This window comes from Mycobacterium sp. UM_Kg1 (genome assembly GCF_000972925.1).
Lineage (GTDB): Bacteria > Actinomycetota > Actinomycetes > Mycobacteriales > Mycobacteriaceae > Mycobacterium > Mycobacterium hiberniae.
In genome coordinates this window covers 1-14205 of sequence record NZ_JRMK01000109.1, presented here as the reverse complement: position 1 = coordinate 14205, position 14205 = coordinate 1, and the positions used below count along the sequence as shown (strand labels likewise).

Here is a 14205-nt window from a genome sequence, read left to right as displayed (position 1 = left end):
GTCTCCCTGCGGGTGGGCGCCGCGACGATATGGCTGTCATTGATCGTGCTGGCGCCGCTGGCGGCAATCGCCTGGCAGTCGGCCGGCGGCGGCTGGCGGGCCTTTGAGCAGGCGGTGACCTCACATGCCGCACTGGAATCGTTCCGGGTGACGTTGACGATCGCGGCCGGAGTCACGGCGGCCAACGTGGTCTTCGGGCTCCTGATCGCCTGGATGCTGGTGCGCGACGACTTCTTCGGCAAACGCTTCATCGACGTGCTCATCGACCTGCCGTTCGCCCTGCCGACCATTGTCGCCAGCCTGGTGATGCTGGCGCTGTACGGTCCGGCGAGCCCGGTACACGTGCACTTGCAGCACACCGCGGCCGGCGTCGGCCTGGCACTGGCGTTCGTCACGCTGCCGTTCGTGGTGCGGGCCGTGCAGCCGGTGTTGTTGGAGATCGATCGCGAAGTCGAGGAGGCGGCCGCATCCCTGGGGGCCTCCGGATTCACCATCTTCCGCGTGGTGGTGCTGCCGTCACTGACACCGGCGTTGCTGACCGGGGCGGGACTGGCGTTCTCGCGGGCCATCGGTGAGTTCGGTTCGGTGGTGCTGATCGGTGGCGCGGTGCCCGGGAAGACCGAAGTGTCCTCGCAGTGGATCCGCACCCTGATCGAGAACGACGACCGGACCGGTGCGGCGGCCATTTCGTTGGTGTTGCTGGGGATTTCCTTCCTGGTGCTGCTCGCGCTGCGAGTGCTGGGAGCCCGGGTGACCAAGCGGCAGGAGCGGTCATGACGTCGTCGCCGAAAGTCCGCTATCTGATTCGATTCATCTCGCTGAGCTATATCGGCCTGTTGTTGATCGTTCCGGTGTCGTTGATCCTGTGGCGCACTTTCGCCCCGGGTTTCGGGCAGTTCGTCGACTACATCTCCACGCCGGCCGCGATCTCGGCGCTGCAGCTGTCGCTGCTGGTGGTGGCGATCGTGGTTCCGCTGAACGTCATCTTCGGGATACCCACGGCGCTGGTATTGGCCCGCAATAAGTTCCGGGGCAAGGGCGCGCTGCAAGCGGTGATCGATCTGCCGTTCGCCGTGTCGCCGGTGATCGTCGGTGTGGCACTTGTCGTGCTGTGGGGATCGTCGGGGCTCCTGGGATTCGTCGAGAACGACTGGGGTTTCAAGATCATCTTCGGTCTGCCCGGCATCGTGTTGGCCAGCATCTTCGTCACCCTGCCGTTTGTGATCCGGGAAGTCGAACCGGTGTTGCACGAGCTGGGAACCGACATGGAAGAGGCCTCGGCGACGCTGGGTTCCAGCGGGTGGCAGACGTTCTGGCGTATCACGTTGCCCTCCATCCGGTGGGGCCTGACCTACGGGATCGTGCTGACCGTTGCGCGCACTCTCGGCGAGTACGGCGCGGTGTTGATCGTGTCGTCGAACCTGCCCGGCAAGTCCCAGACGCTCACGCTGCTGGTGTCCGACCGCTACAACCGGGGCGCCGAATACGGCGCCTACGCCCTGTCCACACTGCTGATGGCGGTGTCGGTGTTGGTGTTGATCGTTCAGGTGGTGCTCGATATGCGCCGGGCCGGAAAGGTAAACAAATGAGCAACGCAATCACGGTGCAGGGGGCGAACAAGCGCTACGGCGACTTCGTGGCACTGGACAACGTCGACTTCGCGGTTCCGGCCGGTTCGCTCACGGCGCTGCTCGGCCCCAGCGGCTCGGGTAAGTCGACTCTGCTGCGGGCGATCGCCGGCCTGGACCACCCGGACAGCGGCACCATCACCATCAACGGAGCCGACGTCCCCGGGGTCCCGCCGCAGCGCCGTGGCATCGGTTTCGTCTTTCAGCACTACGCGGCGTTCAAGCACATGACGGTCCGCGACAATGTGGCGTTCGGGCTCAAGATTCGCAAGCGGCCCAAAGCCGAAGTCAAGGAGAAGGTGGACAACCTACTGGAAGTGGTGGGGCTCAGCGGTTTCCAGAATCGCTATCCCAACCAACTCTCCGGCGGTCAGCGTCAGCGGATGGCGCTGGCCCGGGCTCTGGCGGTGGACCCGCAGGTGCTGCTGCTCGACGAGCCGTTCGGCGCACTGGACGCCAAGGTTCGCGAGGATCTGCGGGCCTGGCTGCGGCGCCTGCACGACGAGGTGCACGTCACGACCGTGTTGGTCACCCACGACCAGGCCGAGGCCCTGGATGTCGCAGACCGGATCGCCGTTTTGAACCAGGGCCGCATCGAGCAGCTCGGCACCCCCACCGAGGTCTACGACGCCCCGGCGAACGCGTTCGTCATGTCGTTCCTGGGTGCGGTGTCCTCGCTCAACGGAGCCCTGGTCCGGCCGCACGACATTCGCGTCGGCCGTACTCCGGACATGGCGGTCCCGGCAGCGGGGGTCGACGGCGTCGACGGTGTCGGGGTGGTGCGCGCCATCGTCGACCGTGTGGTGGTCCTGGGCTTCGAAGTTCGGGTGGAATTGACCAACGCGGCCACCAACATGCCGTTCACCGCGCAGATCACCCGCGGGGACGCCGAAGCGCTCGCGCTGGCCGAGGGAGACACCGTCTACGCGCGGGCCACCCGGGTACCCCCGCTCAGTGACGTGGCGGCCGCAGACGTGGCTGTGGCGACAACCGGGCGCTGAGTTTTCCCGGCGAGAACTGGTTACGTAACAGGCTTTTTCGGCCAGGCGCTCGCTGGATCAGGCGGCGCTGCGTGCGCTGAGCACACCTTCGACGCGGTCGAGGACGGTGGCGGCCACCAGGCGGTGCGCGCCCAGCGGCTCGGCCATCGGGATGCCGGCGTGGGCGGCATAGGCCGCGACTCGGTCGGGGATCTGGCCGTGGGCCAAGAACCAGGGCGCGATCATCACCGTGGTGGCGCCGCGCTCGCGCAGCCCTTCGACCGCTTCGGGCACCGACGGTTGGGGTCCGCTGGTGGCGAAGGCGACTTCGACTCCCGCCCACCGTGTTCCGCGAGCCAGCGGGCCGGCGATCGTGGCGGTCTGGGCGTTGGCCGCGGCGTGCGAGGAGCCCACCGCGACCACCACCACACCCAGGCCGGGGTCGAACCGCGACGCGCCGGCGGCGGTCAGGCGTTCCCCGAGTACCTGGACCAGACGGCTGTCCTCGCCCAGTGTCGGCGCAACCCGCACGTCGGCACCGGACTGCGCGATCATCGCCGGAATATCGACGCGGGCATGGTAGGCGCTGGCCAGCAGCAGGGGCACGACGACGGTGTCGGCGCTCTCGGCGGTGCGCTCGCCCAGCACGTCCGGCAGACTCGGTGTGTTGTGCTCGCAGAACGCCACCCGCACGGCGTATTCGGGCGCCACCCGCCGCAGGTGTCCGGCGATCGCGTGGGTGTTGGCCGCCGAGCGCGGATCGCGGCTGCCGTGGGCGGTCAGCACCAGCGTGGTGGTCACGAGACGTGCAGCCCGCATTCGGTTTTGGCCAGGCCGGCCCAGCGCCCGCTGCGCGGGTCGGCGCCGGCTTCGGGCTTCCTGGTGCACGGTGCACAGCCGATCGAGGGATAGCCCTCATCGATCAACGGGTTGACCAGCACGTTGTTGGCCACGATGTAGGCGTCCATCTCCGCGTCGGTCCACGCCGCCAAGGGGTTGACCTTCACCAGCCCGAACTGGTCGTCGAAACTGATCAGCGGTGCGTTGGCGCGGGTCGGGGCCTCCACCCGCCGCAGCCCGGTCACCCACGCCGAGTAGCCGCGCAGCGTGCGGGCCAGCGGCTCGACCTTGCGCAACCGGCAACACGTCGCCGGATCGGACGCGAACAGGTCTTTGCCGTGGGCGCTGTCCTGCTCGGCGACGGTCTGCTCCGGGGTGACGTTGACCAGCGCGATGTCATACACCGACTCCACCGCGTCGCGGGTGCCGATGGTCTCGGCGAAGTGGTAGCCGGTGTCGAGGAACAGCACCGGCACACCGGCGCGGACCTTGGCCGCCAAGTCCACCAGCACGGCGTCGGCCATGTTCGACGCCACGACGTAGTTGCAGTCGGCGGCCGAACCGCCGGGCCCGCCGAAGTGGGTATCGGTCCACTCCAGCAACTCCCGGGCCGAAGCGCCGTCGAGCTCGGCCGCCCCCTTGGCGGCCAGCTCGCGCAGCTCCGCGTCGGTGTGCGGCCTCACCGCAGCTCGTCTTCCTCGGCGCGCACCGCCCACTGCGCAAAGCGCTCGCCGGGGTTGCGCTGCTTGATGAAGTTGCGCACCACCCGCTCGATGTAGTCACCGAGGTCGTCGCTGTAGACCTTGTGCTGGCGCAGCTTGCGGCCGAACCCGCTGTCGGCACCCAGGCTGCCGCCCAGGTGCACCTGGAAGCCGGGGACCGAATTGCCGTCGCCGTCGTCGATCATCTGGCCCTTGAAGCCGATGTCGGCCACCTGGATGCGGGCACACGAGTTGGGGCACCCGTTGATGTTGACGGTGATCGGCACGTCCAGCAGGGCGTTGAGGTCGTTGAGGCGCTGCTCGAGCTCGGGGACCAGGCTCTGCGCACGCACCCTCGTCTCGACGAACGACAGCTTGCAGAACTCCAGTCCGGTGCAGGCCATCAGGTTGCGCCGCCACGCCGACGGGTTGGCCGGCAGGCCCAGCGCATCGAGCTCGGCGAGCAGGCCGTCGAGCTTGTCGTCGGGAACGTCGAGGATGAGCAGCTTCTGGTGGGTGGTGAACCGAGCCCGGTCCGAACCGACCTGTTCCATCAGCTCGGCCACCTTCACCAGCTTCTCGCCGCTGACCCGTCCGGAGATCGGTGCCACCCCGACCGCGTTGAGGCCGTTGCGGGTGCGCTGGACCCCGACGTGGTCGATGGGGGCGGTGGGCTGCGCGGGCGCCGGGCCATCGAGCAGCGGGCGCTTGAGGTACTCCTGTTCGAGAACTTCCCTAAATTTTTCCGGCCCCCAGTCCTTGACCAGGAACTTCAGCCGAGCCTTGGACCGCAGCCTGCGGTAACCGTAGTCGCGGTACAAGCTGGTGACGGCTTCCCAGACGTCGGGCACCTCGTCCAGCGGAACCCACGCGCCCAGGCGCTGGGCCAGCATCGGGTTGGTGGACAGCCCGCCGCCGACCCACAGGTCCAGGCCGGGGCCGTGCTCGGGGTGGTTGACCCCGATGAAGGAGATGTCGTTGACCTCATGGGCGACGTCGGGCAGGCCGGAGACGGCGGTCTTGAACTTACGCGGCAGGTTGGCGAACTCCGGGTTGCCGATGTAGCGGCGGACGATCTCGTCGAGGGCGGGGGTGGCGTCGAGCACCTCGTCGAGCGACTCCCCGGCCAGCGGGGAACCCAGCATGGCGCGTGGGCAGTCGCCGCAGGCCTCGATGGTCTGCAGGCCGACGTCGGCCAGCCGGTCCCAGATCTCCGGCACGTTCTCGATCTCGATCCAGTGGTACTGCACGTTCTGGCGGTCGGAGATGTCGGCGGTGTTGCGGGCGAAGTCGACGGAGATCTGACCCAGGGTGCGCATCGCGGCCGCCGAGAGCGCCTTGCCGTCGCAGCGCACCCGCATCATGAAGTACTTGGCCTCGAGCAGGTCGGCGTTCTCATCGCCGGTGAAGGTGCCGTCGTAGCCCTGCTCGCGCTGGGTGTAGAGGCCCATCCAGCGGAACCGGCCGCGCAGGTCGTCCTTGGTGATGCTGTCGAACCCCTGCTTGGAGTACACATCGAGAATCCGGGCCTGCACGTTCAGCGCCGGGTCTTCCTGCTTGAACTGCTCGTTGTGGTTGACCGGTTCGGTCTCGCCGAGCGCCCACTGGGCCTCGCTGCGCTTCGGCCTGCTCGGCGGAGCGGACGGAGTGGCGGTCATGGTTCTCCTTCGGAAAAGGAGCCGGCGGGATTGAGCGCGGTTCACCGGCGACTGTCGCCGGCGGCGCAGATCCGGCGGCCAGCTGGGCAGTGCAGGTGGGCGGTTCTACGACATCAAGGCAGACAGCGACAGCTGCCGACACGCTTGAGGTCGATATGCCGCCGAGCCACCAGGGCTACTCCGGACGAAGTGCAGTAGGCGGCGGTCACACGGGCGATTATGCCATGGATGCCGAAAATCTTCCTTACCGGCGCAAAGTTGTGATCGGCGTGCGCGAAACTCTTCCTCGGGCTTCGACACTCCAGGGTGCGGGGCCGGGGGAATGGATCGGCACGGCTGACCGGGCGGCACACCGTCGGCACCGGGCCGGCCGAGAACGCAGAGCCGATCGGAAGGCGGGTGGGGCAGATGAGGGTGGACCTCGGGTGGGAGCTGGCGTCCGAGCCGCCTTCCCGCGGCGCGGCACCGCGGGAAAGCGGTCATGCCAAGGCCAGGCGCTGGCTGGCGGTGGCGGTGCTGGCGGTCACGCTCGGCTGCGGGGGATGGCTCGCGGTGCTGCACTACCAGACCCACGTCGCCGGCGAGCAGGCGCTGCAGGCCGCGCAGGCCTATGTGTTGCGGCTGAGCAACATCGATGCCGGCAACATCGATCGCCAGTTCGCCGACATCACCGCCGGTTCCACCGGCGAGTTCGAGATCCTGCAGACCCGCTCCGGGACCCGCCTGCGTCAAGACCTGATCGACAACAACGCCACGGCCCGCGGCCGCGTCGCCGAGGCGGTGCTCAAATCCGCCGACCGCCACCACGCCGTGGTGGTGCTGTTGGTCGATCAGGCGGTGCGCAACGCCGAGAACCCCGAACCGGTGATCGAGCACAGCCGCATCCGCGTGACGATGGACAAAGTGGACCGGCGCTGGCTGGCCAGCAGGGTGGAGTTGATATGAGGAAACTCACAGCGCTGGCCGCCGGCGTGCTGCTGGTGACTGCCGCGGAAATGTCCGGTGCCGCCAACGCCGAGCCCCTCGACTGGGAAGCCGTCGCCCGCTGCGAGTCCGGGGGCCGCATTATGGCCAGCCGGGGTCCCGGCGCCTGGGCCGGATGCCTGACGCCCGCAGGCAGTCCTGCCGCTGCCGCGACGGTCGGTTCGCTGGCCCACTATCTGACGGCGCTGTCGGCGGGCGGGCCGGCGACCCCCGCGTCCGCCGACTGAGTCGCCGACGCGCAGCGGCGCCGGGCACGCCGTGGGATGATCGGACGCCATGACACTGACCCCGACCGCAGTAGCGCTGCCCGAGGTGTCGCCGGCCCGGGGCGGGCCCGACGGGCCGTTCGGGGTCTATGTGCACGTGCCGTTCTGTTTCGCGCGGTGCGGTTACTGCGACTTCAACACCTACACGCCGGCGGAGCTCGGCGGGGCGAATCCCGACGCCTGGGTGGCGGCGCTGGACCGCGAATTGGAATTGGCCGCCGAGCGGGCGGGCGGGCGCCCGGCCGACACGGTGTTCGTCGGCGGCGGCACGCCGTCGCTGCTGGGCGCGGAGCGGTTGGGGCGCGTGCTCGACCGGGTGCGCGCACACTTCGGGCTGGCCGCCGACGCCGAGGTCACCACCGAGGCCAACCCGGAGTCGACGTCGCCGCAGTTCTTCGAATCGATCCGGGCCGCCGGCTACACCCGGGTGTCGCTGGGGATGCAGTCGGTGTCTCCGCACGTGCTGGCCACCCTGGACCGGATTCATTCGCCGGGCCGGCCGGTGGCTGCCGCGCGCGAGGCACGCGCTGCGGGCTTTGCGCATCTCAACATCGATCTGATCTACGGCACGCCGGGAGAGACCGACGACGACCTGCTGCGGTCGGTGGACGCCGCGCTGGAGGCCGGCGTTGATCACGTCTCGGCGTATGGCCTGATCGTGGAGCAGGGCACCGCCCTGGCCCGCCGGGTACGGCGCGGTGAGCTGCCCGCGCCCGAGGACGATGTGCTGGCGCACCGCTACGAACTTGTCGACAGCCGCCTGCGGGCGGCCGGGATGGACTGGTACGAGGTGTCCAACTGGAGCCGGCCCGGCGCGGCCTGCCGGCACAACCTGGGTTACTGGGGCGGCGGCCGGTGGTGGGGTGCCGGTCCCGGCGCGCACAGTTACGACGGCGTGCTGCGCTGGTGGAACGTCAAGCATCCCGACGCCTACGCGCAACTGCTGGCGGACGGCGTCTTGCCGGTGGCGGGTTTCGAGGAGCTCTCCGACGCCGACCGGCACACCGAGGACGTGATGCTGCGCCTGCGGATGCGCGACGGGCTGGCGCTGGCGCTGCTCGACGCCGACGAGCGCGAACGGGCCGCCACCGCGATCGGCGACGGGCTGGTGCTCAGCGACGGCGAGCGGCTGGTGCTGACCGATCGCGGCCGGCTGCTGGCCGATGCCGTGGTGCGGTCGCTGCTCGGGTAGCTGTGCCGGTGGCGGCGGTCCGAGGGGCCGCGGCGCGCAGCCGGGTAGGTTAGGCTACATTTACTAACTGTGACCGAGGTCGGTGTCGAAGCAGTCTCCGAAGCCGCATTGACGGTGCCGTTGCCGCCCGGCGTGGCGCCGGCCGACCTCGCCGCCGCGTTGGCCGCGGCGTTGCCGGAACGCGACGGTCAGGAGTACCTGCTCTACGAACGGGGCGGCAGCTGGACCCTGGCCGCCGGGGTGCGTGCGGCTGTTGAGCTCGACAGCGACGAGCTGCGGACGGTCCGCGACGGGGTGGTGCGGCGCGAGCACTGGCGGGGCCGCCCGGCCGCGGTGCTCGGCGAGGCGGTGGACCGGTTGCTGCTGGAGGACGCCGAGGTGTTCGGCTGGGTCGCTTTCGAATTCGGCGCCTACCGCTTCGGGCTGGGCGAGCGCCTGGCGCCGGGCACCGCGCTGGCGCGGGTGTTCTGGCCGCAGACCCGGATCGTCGTCACCGCCGAGAAGGTCGAGCTGTTCGGCTACGACGACCGCACCGTCACGGCGCTGGAGCGGCTGCTGGCCGAGGGCGTGCCCGGGCTGGCCGAGCCGTCGTCGATCGCGGTGGACACCGGGGGCGCGGGCTATCGCGATCGCGTGGCGGCCGCCGTCGAGGAGATCCGCGGCGGCGATTACCGCAAGGTGATCCTGTCGCGCTGTGTCGACGTGCCGTTCGCGCTGGACTTTCCCTCCACCTATCGGTTGGGCCGGCGGCACAACACTCCGGCGCGATCGTTCTTGTTGCGGCTGGGCGGTATTCGGGCGCTGGGCTACAGCCCGGAGCTGGTGGCCGAGGTCCGTGGCGATGGCACGGTGGTCACCGAGCCGCTGGCCGGCACGCGTGCCCGCACCGGCGACCCCGTGATCGACGGGCCGGTTCGGGCCGAGCTGGAATCCGATCCCAAGGAGATCGTGGAGCACGCGATCTCGGTGCGCACGTCGGTGGAGGAGATCACCGAGATCGCTGAGCCCGGCAGCGTTCTCGTCGCCGACTTCATGACCGTGCGCGAACGCGGAAGCGTGCAGCATCTGGGCTCCACCGTGCGCGGACGCCTCGATGCGTCCCGGGACCGGATGGACGCCCTGGAGGCGTTGTTCCCGGCGGTCACCGCGTCGGGCATACCCAAGGCGGCCGGAATCGACGCCATCCTTCGGCTCGACGAGTGCCCGCGGGGCCTGTACTCGGGTGCGGTGGTGATGTTCTCGGCTGATGGCGGGCTGGATGCGGCGTTGACCCTGCGGGCGGCCTACGAGCAGGACGGGCGCTGCTGGCTGCGGGCCGGGGCCGGAGTCATCGCCGAGTCGCGGCCCGAGCGGGAGTTCGTGGAGACCTGCGAGAAGCTCGCCACGTTGGCCCCGTACCTGATCGCCCAGGACTGAAGCTCGTCGGCACACCCTCCGGTGCGATACCCTAGAGGGTATTACGGACGGATGTGGAGGATCTCACGTGCTGGATGACGAAGAGAGCGTCAAGTCGGTGTTGAACCGGCTGCGCCGCGCGCACGGCCAGCTCGCCGGGGTGATCGCCATGATCGAGAGCGGCCGCGACTGTAAAGACGTGGTCACCCAGCTCGCGGCGGTCTCCCGGGCACTGGACCGGGCGGGCTTCAAGATTGTTGCCAGTGGGCTTCGCGAATGCCTGGCCGGCGAGTCGGCCGGTGGCAAAGCCCCGCTGACCGAAGATGAGCTCGAGAAGCTGTTCCTGGCGCTGGCGTAGCTGCTTGTCCCGGCAGCTCAGCGCAGCAACGACTCGGCGAGCAGGCTGCTGACCATCGACTCGATCGTCGACTCGATCGATGAGGCCAGCGTGGCGGTGACCGACGCGACGGCCTGCGTGCGAAGCCGCACCAGCATGCCGATCAGCTCGGCGATCTCGGTGTCGGCCGGCAGGGGTGCGCCGGGCTGGATCCGGGTCAGGACGTGTTCGGCGCCGGCCCGCACCAGCATCTGGCTGATCGCGTCGATGTGCGGCAGGCTCTGCTCGTAGAGGTCGATCAGCTTGTCGATGCCGATCCCGTAGCCGCGGACCTCGTTGAACGCCTCGATGAGCTTCGGTCGGGTGATGGTGGCCTCGGCGCCGTCCAGACGGATCACCCCGAGTTGCACCAGGCGCCGCAGGGCCTGCGGGTCGGCGATGCGTCGCTCGGCCTCCTGGCGTGACATGGTGTCGGGCCGTTCGGTGGTCCAGGCGCCCACGATCGCGCTTTCCAGCCCCAGGATGTCGCCCAGGTCCTTGCCCTGCTCCCAGGCGCCGAGCATCTCCTTGACGTGCGCGATGGTGTAGCCGCGGTCGAGCATCGAGGTGATCAGCCGCAGCCGGGTCAGGTGGGTGTCGTTGTACAACGCGATCCGGCCGACCCGGCGCGGCGGCGGCAGCAGATCCCGGTCCCGATACACCCGGACGTTGCGGCTGGTGGTTCCGGCCAGCCGGGCCAGGTCGTCGATCCGGTACTCCCGGGAAGCCGCGTTGCCGCCGGGATGGCGCACCACGATCTCGAAGAGCTGCGTCACCGCCGCCTCGATCATCTCGCGGGACTCGCGCCGGACCCGGCGGGGCACCCGGCGCAGGTTCGCCAGCACGGCGGCGATGGAGTCCGGCCGGCCTGCACGATCCGCCGCGGTCATGCCACCGCGTGGTAGTCGGCGATGCGGAAACTGCGCATCTGCCGAAGATACTGCGTTGCGAAGCCGGGGTACATGGACGCGTTGAAGCCCTCGTCGGTCAGGTACCAGCTGCGGCAGCCCGACATCCAGGTGGTCTTGCGCAGCCGTTGCTGGATCTGTTCGTTGTGGCGGCGCTGCACGTCGTCGCGCACGTCGAGGTAGCGCAGCCGCTTGGCGCGGATCGCGCCGATCGCCCGCACCACGTAGTCGATCTGGCCTTCGACGTAGACCAGCAGTGAGTTGTGGCCCGGCCCCGAGTTGGGTCCGGTCCTGAAGAACAGGTTGGGGTAACCGTGCGCCTGGATGCTTTTGAAGGCTTGAGCGCCCCCGCTCCAGTCCGCCGACAGCGACCTGCCGCCCATCCCGGTGACCGGAAACGGCGGGCCGGTCAGGTGCACGTCGTAGCCCGTCGCGAACACGATGGCGTCCAGCCGGTGTTCCACGCCGTCGCTGGTGCGGATGCCGTCCGGGCTGATGGTGGCGATCGGCCAGTCGATCAGTTTGCAGTTCTCGCGCTGCAGCGCGGGGTAGTAGTCGCTGGAGACCAGCATGCGCTTGCAGCCGGGCGTGAAATCCGGCGTGAGTTGGCGGCGCAGCCACGGGTCTTTGACCGTCGCGCGAAGGTGGGCCCTGCCCAGTTGCGCCACCAGGTTGCTGAGCGGGGTGTTCCAGACCAGTGCGGTGGCGCTGGCCTCGTGGCCCCAGAACAGCGCCTGGCGGGCGAGCTGCTGGGCGGCGGGGACCTTGGCGAACAGTTCCTGGACTCGCGGCGGCATCTCCAGGTCCAGGCGGGGCAGCACCCAGCCGGGCGTGCGCTGAAAGACCTTGACGAATCCGGCCCGTTCGACCAGCTCCGGCACGATCTGCACCGCGCTGGCGCCGGTGCCGATGACCGCGACGCGCTTGCCGCTGAAGTCGTAGTCGGGGTCCCAGCGGGCGCTGTGGATCTTGTGACCGGTGTAGCTGGAAAGGCCCCGAATGGCCGGGAAGCTGCAGTCGGGCAGCGGCCCTGAGGCCAGTACCACGGTGCGGGCCCGAAATTTCCGGCGTCCCGCCGACACCGTCCATACCCCGGTGCCGGAGTCGAATTCCAGCCCGGTGACCGCGGTCCCGAAGCGGATGTGGCGGCGCAGGTCGAACTTGTCGACCATGTCCTCGATATGCGCGCAGATCTCACCGGCCGACGGATACGCCCGTGACCAGCCGGGGTTGGCGACGAAGGAGAAGGAATACAGCAGCGACGGGATGTCGCACGCCGCACCGGGATAGCGGGTGTCGCGCCAGGTACCGCCGACGCGGTCGCTGCGCTCCAGGATGACCATCTCGCTCGCGCCGGCGAGGCCGGCTTCGGCCAGCTTGATCGCCGTGCCGATACCGGTGAACCCGGCGCCGACGATCAGCGTCTGGTAGGTGTGTGCGCGCGCCACGTCAGGCGGCCGGCTCGTGGGTGAGTTCGGTGAACCAGCTGGGAATGGGCTTGAGCAGGCGCTTGGGGTAGAAGCCGGAGAGCCAGACCGCGGGGTTGGCCAGCAGGTGGTAGGGACTGTCCGGGTTGGCCATCCAGCTCGAGTAGCGCTTGACCATCCGGTAGGCCGGCACCCGCCGGGTGTGTTCGCCGCGCTCACCGAACTGCGTGAAACGCAGCAGGGCGGTGTAGAGCCGCTGGGGGTCCAATCCCATGCCGATCACCTCATTGCGAACCCGGTTGAGCAGGGGGATCGAGATCAGCGCGCCGATGATCAGCGATGGCGAGGCCACGGTGCCGACGAACTCGATCGCCAGCCGGCGCGCATCGGCGCGGCCTATCATCTCCAGCACCTCGAAATCGACTGCGATGTGCCGGGATTCGTCATTGTTGATCTTCTCGAACACCTGATGGCAGACCGGGTCGTCGACCTCGTCGAGCAGGAATTTGAGCAGCGCGCCGTCAAGTGCGACTTCCAGCATCGGGATCACGGTGCCCAGAACCGACAGCGGCAGGTCGTCGGAGTAGTCGTCGAGCCATTGCATCGCCAACCGGATGTTGACGTTGGGTTCGGGAATCTCGCCGTCGTCGAGCATGCCCCAGCGCCTCATCAGTGCCAGTTCGGCGTTGGCGTGGCGTTGCTCCTCGGCGTGGAAGTACCGGTAGATCTCGGCCAGCGTCGCGGTCGGCGCCTTGCGTGCCAAGGCGGCGAACCCGCGGGCGCCGATGTTCTCGATCCAGCACAGGTCGGCCATGAATTTTTTGAGGTTGGGCACCATGTCGGGGCGGATCAGTTCGGCTCCCGGTGCGTCCCAGTCGATGTCCGCCAGAGCCCACTGTCGATCCTTGATCTTGGCGAGCATCACGTCCATGTCGAGAGCCATCTACCTCTCCTTCAGTCGGCCCTTCCCGGCAGTGCCGCACCGGCACGAAACGCCAGCCCGATGCTTCGGGTGAAGGTCTCCGGGGCGAAACGTTTGACGTTCCAGCCGATCTTGGCGTCCAGCTGCGGCATGCAGTAGAGACCGCCGCGGTCGTGGGTGTCGAGGCAGTCGCGGGCCACCCGCTCCGCCGAGATCCCGGTGAAGCGCATCAGCAGGTTGGCGGCTTCGCCGGATTGCGCGGTGACCCGGCCCGATTCGACGATGTTGGTCTTGACGAAGGTGGGGCACAGCACGGTCACGCCGATGCCGGTGCCGGACAGTTCGGCCGCCAGGGTCTCCGACAGTGACAACACGCCGGCCTTGCTGACGTTGTAGGCCGCCATCTCCGGCGCGGCGCCGAAGGATGCGGCCGAGGCGACGTTGATGATGCCCCGGGGCCGGTCGGACCCCGCTGCTCGCAGCACCGGGGTGAACACATGACAGCCGTGAATCGGGCCCCACAGGTTGACGTTGAGCGTCCAGGTCCAGTCGTCGAGCGCCATGTCGCCGATCCGGCGCCCCCCGGCACCCACGCCGGCGTTGTTGATCACCAGGGTGGGGGGATGGCCGAACCAGGACTGGGCGGCCTCGGCCAGGGCGGTGACCTCATCGATCGCCGAGACGTCGCAGTGCACGGCGGTCGCTCGACCGCCGGCACCGGTGATGGCCTCGGCGGTGCGCCGGGCGCTGTCGTCGTCGATGTCACTGCAGACCACGGCGCTGCCGCGGCGGGCGAGTTCGAGGGCGAAGGCGGCGCCGATGCCGCTGCCGGCGCCGGTGACGACGGCCGACGCGTCGTGGCTGCGTTTCGGCGAGCGGCCAAAGATCATGGACTGAGTCAACCGACAATGGTGCCATTAGTCAATGG

At 69.0% G+C, this 14205-nt stretch carries 15 protein-coding genes; 8 read left to right on the top strand and 7 right to left on the bottom strand.

The window, feature by feature from the left end; genetic code table 11:
• The 3 genes from cysT to LI92_RS15810 form a co-directional block, all read left to right on the top strand.
• Positions 1 to 777 (top strand): sulfate ABC transporter permease subunit CysT (cysT, locus tag LI92_RS15820; protein WP_046320441.1); only part of this gene is annotated, 777 nt, incomplete at its 5' end.
• Positions 774 to 1589, top strand: a complete 816-nt coding sequence (gene cysW / locus LI92_RS15815; RefSeq protein ID WP_046320438.1) for a sulfate ABC transporter permease subunit CysW — start codon at positions 774 to 776, stop codon at positions 1587 to 1589. The genes cysT and cysW, both read left to right, overlap by 4 nt.
• Positions 1586 to 2629: a sulfate/molybdate ABC transporter ATP-binding protein gene (locus LI92_RS15810; RefSeq protein ID WP_046320436.1), complete on the top strand. Its 1044-nt coding sequence runs from the start codon at positions 1586 to 1588 to the stop codon at positions 2627 to 2629. Before cysW ends, LI92_RS15810 begins: the two co-directional genes overlap by 4 nt.
• Positions 2630 to 2686: 57 nt before the next feature.
• Here LI92_RS15810 and LI92_RS15805 read toward each other — a convergent pair whose 3' ends face one another.
• From LI92_RS15805 to LI92_RS15795, 3 genes are read right to left on the bottom strand one after another with little or no spacing between them, the layout of a single operon-like run.
• The gene (locus LI92_RS15805; protein ID WP_046320434.1) at positions 2687 to 3427 is read right to left on the bottom strand and encodes a sirohydrochlorin chelatase; all 741 of its coding nucleotides are present in this window, start codon (positions 3425 to 3427) and stop codon (positions 2687 to 2689) included.
• Positions 3406 to 4131 (bottom strand): phosphoadenylyl-sulfate reductase, encoded by a 726-nt coding sequence (locus LI92_RS15800; protein WP_046320432.1) that lies wholly within the window; start codon positions 4129 to 4131, stop codon positions 3406 to 3408. Before LI92_RS15800 ends, LI92_RS15805 begins: the two co-directional genes overlap by 22 nt.
• Entirely contained in the window at positions 4128 to 5807 is a 1680-nt protein-coding gene (locus tag LI92_RS15795; RefSeq protein ID WP_046320430.1) for a nitrite/sulfite reductase, read from the bottom strand. The genes LI92_RS15800 and LI92_RS15795 overlap by 4 nt, the downstream gene beginning before the upstream one ends.
• 408 nt (positions 5808 to 6215) lie before the next feature.
• On the opposite strand from LI92_RS15795, the gene LI92_RS15790 reads away from it, so the two are divergent.
• The 5 genes from LI92_RS15790 to LI92_RS15770 all read left to right on the top strand — a co-directional run bounded on the left by LI92_RS15790 (position 6216) and on the right by LI92_RS15770 (position 10002).
• Positions 6216 to 6752 carry a hypothetical protein gene (locus tag LI92_RS15790; protein ID WP_286135141.1) on the top strand — a complete coding sequence of 179 codons (537 nt, stop codon included), beginning with the start codon at positions 6216 to 6218 and terminating at the stop codon, positions 6750 to 6752.
• On the top strand, positions 6749 to 7018 hold the full coding sequence (locus tag LI92_RS15785) for a hypothetical protein (protein WP_046320429.1): 270 nt from the start codon (positions 6749 to 6751) through the stop codon (positions 7016 to 7018). Before LI92_RS15790 ends, LI92_RS15785 begins: the two co-directional genes overlap by 4 nt.
• A gap of 49 nt (positions 7019 to 7067) precedes the next feature.
• Positions 7068 to 8249: a radical SAM family heme chaperone HemW gene (hemW, locus tag LI92_RS15780; RefSeq protein ID WP_046320427.1), complete on the top strand. Its 1182-nt coding sequence runs from the start codon at positions 7068 to 7070 to the stop codon at positions 8247 to 8249.
• Positions 8250 to 8318: 69 nt separating this feature from the next.
• Positions 8319 to 9665, top strand: coding sequence for a salicylate synthase (locus LI92_RS15775; protein ID WP_046320426.1), 1347 nt, complete (start codon positions 8319 to 8321; stop codon positions 9663 to 9665).
• Positions 9666 to 9732: 67 nt separating this feature from the next.
• Entirely contained in the window at positions 9733 to 10002 is a 270-nt protein-coding gene (locus LI92_RS15770) for a metal-sensitive transcriptional regulator (protein WP_046320425.1), read from the top strand.
• A gap of 17 nt (positions 10003 to 10019) precedes the next feature.
• On the opposite strand, the gene LI92_RS15765 is transcribed toward LI92_RS15770, so the two are convergent.
• Genes LI92_RS15765 through LI92_RS15750 form a run of 4 tightly spaced genes read right to left on the bottom strand, consistent with a single transcriptional unit; the run spans position 10020 to position 14167 of the window.
• Complete coding sequence (locus tag LI92_RS15765; protein ID WP_046320423.1) at positions 10020 to 10910, bottom strand: MerR family transcriptional regulator; 891 nt, start codon at positions 10908 to 10910, stop codon at positions 10020 to 10022.
• Positions 10907 to 12376 carry a flavin-containing monooxygenase gene (locus LI92_RS15760; RefSeq protein ID WP_046320421.1) on the bottom strand — a complete coding sequence of 490 codons (1470 nt, stop codon included), beginning with the start codon at positions 12374 to 12376 and terminating at the stop codon, positions 10907 to 10909. Before LI92_RS15760 ends, LI92_RS15765 begins: the two co-directional genes overlap by 4 nt.
• 1 nt (position 12377) lies before the next feature.
• A complete protein-coding gene (locus LI92_RS15755) occupies positions 12378 to 13298 on the bottom strand; it encodes a hypothetical protein (RefSeq protein ID WP_046320418.1) in 921 nt (306 codons plus the stop codon).
• A gap of 11 nt (positions 13299 to 13309) precedes the next feature.
• Positions 13310 to 14167: an SDR family NAD(P)-dependent oxidoreductase gene (locus tag LI92_RS15750; RefSeq protein WP_046320416.1), complete on the bottom strand. Its 858-nt coding sequence runs from the start codon at positions 14165 to 14167 to the stop codon at positions 13310 to 13312.
• Positions 14168 to 14205 lie beyond the last annotated feature (38 nt).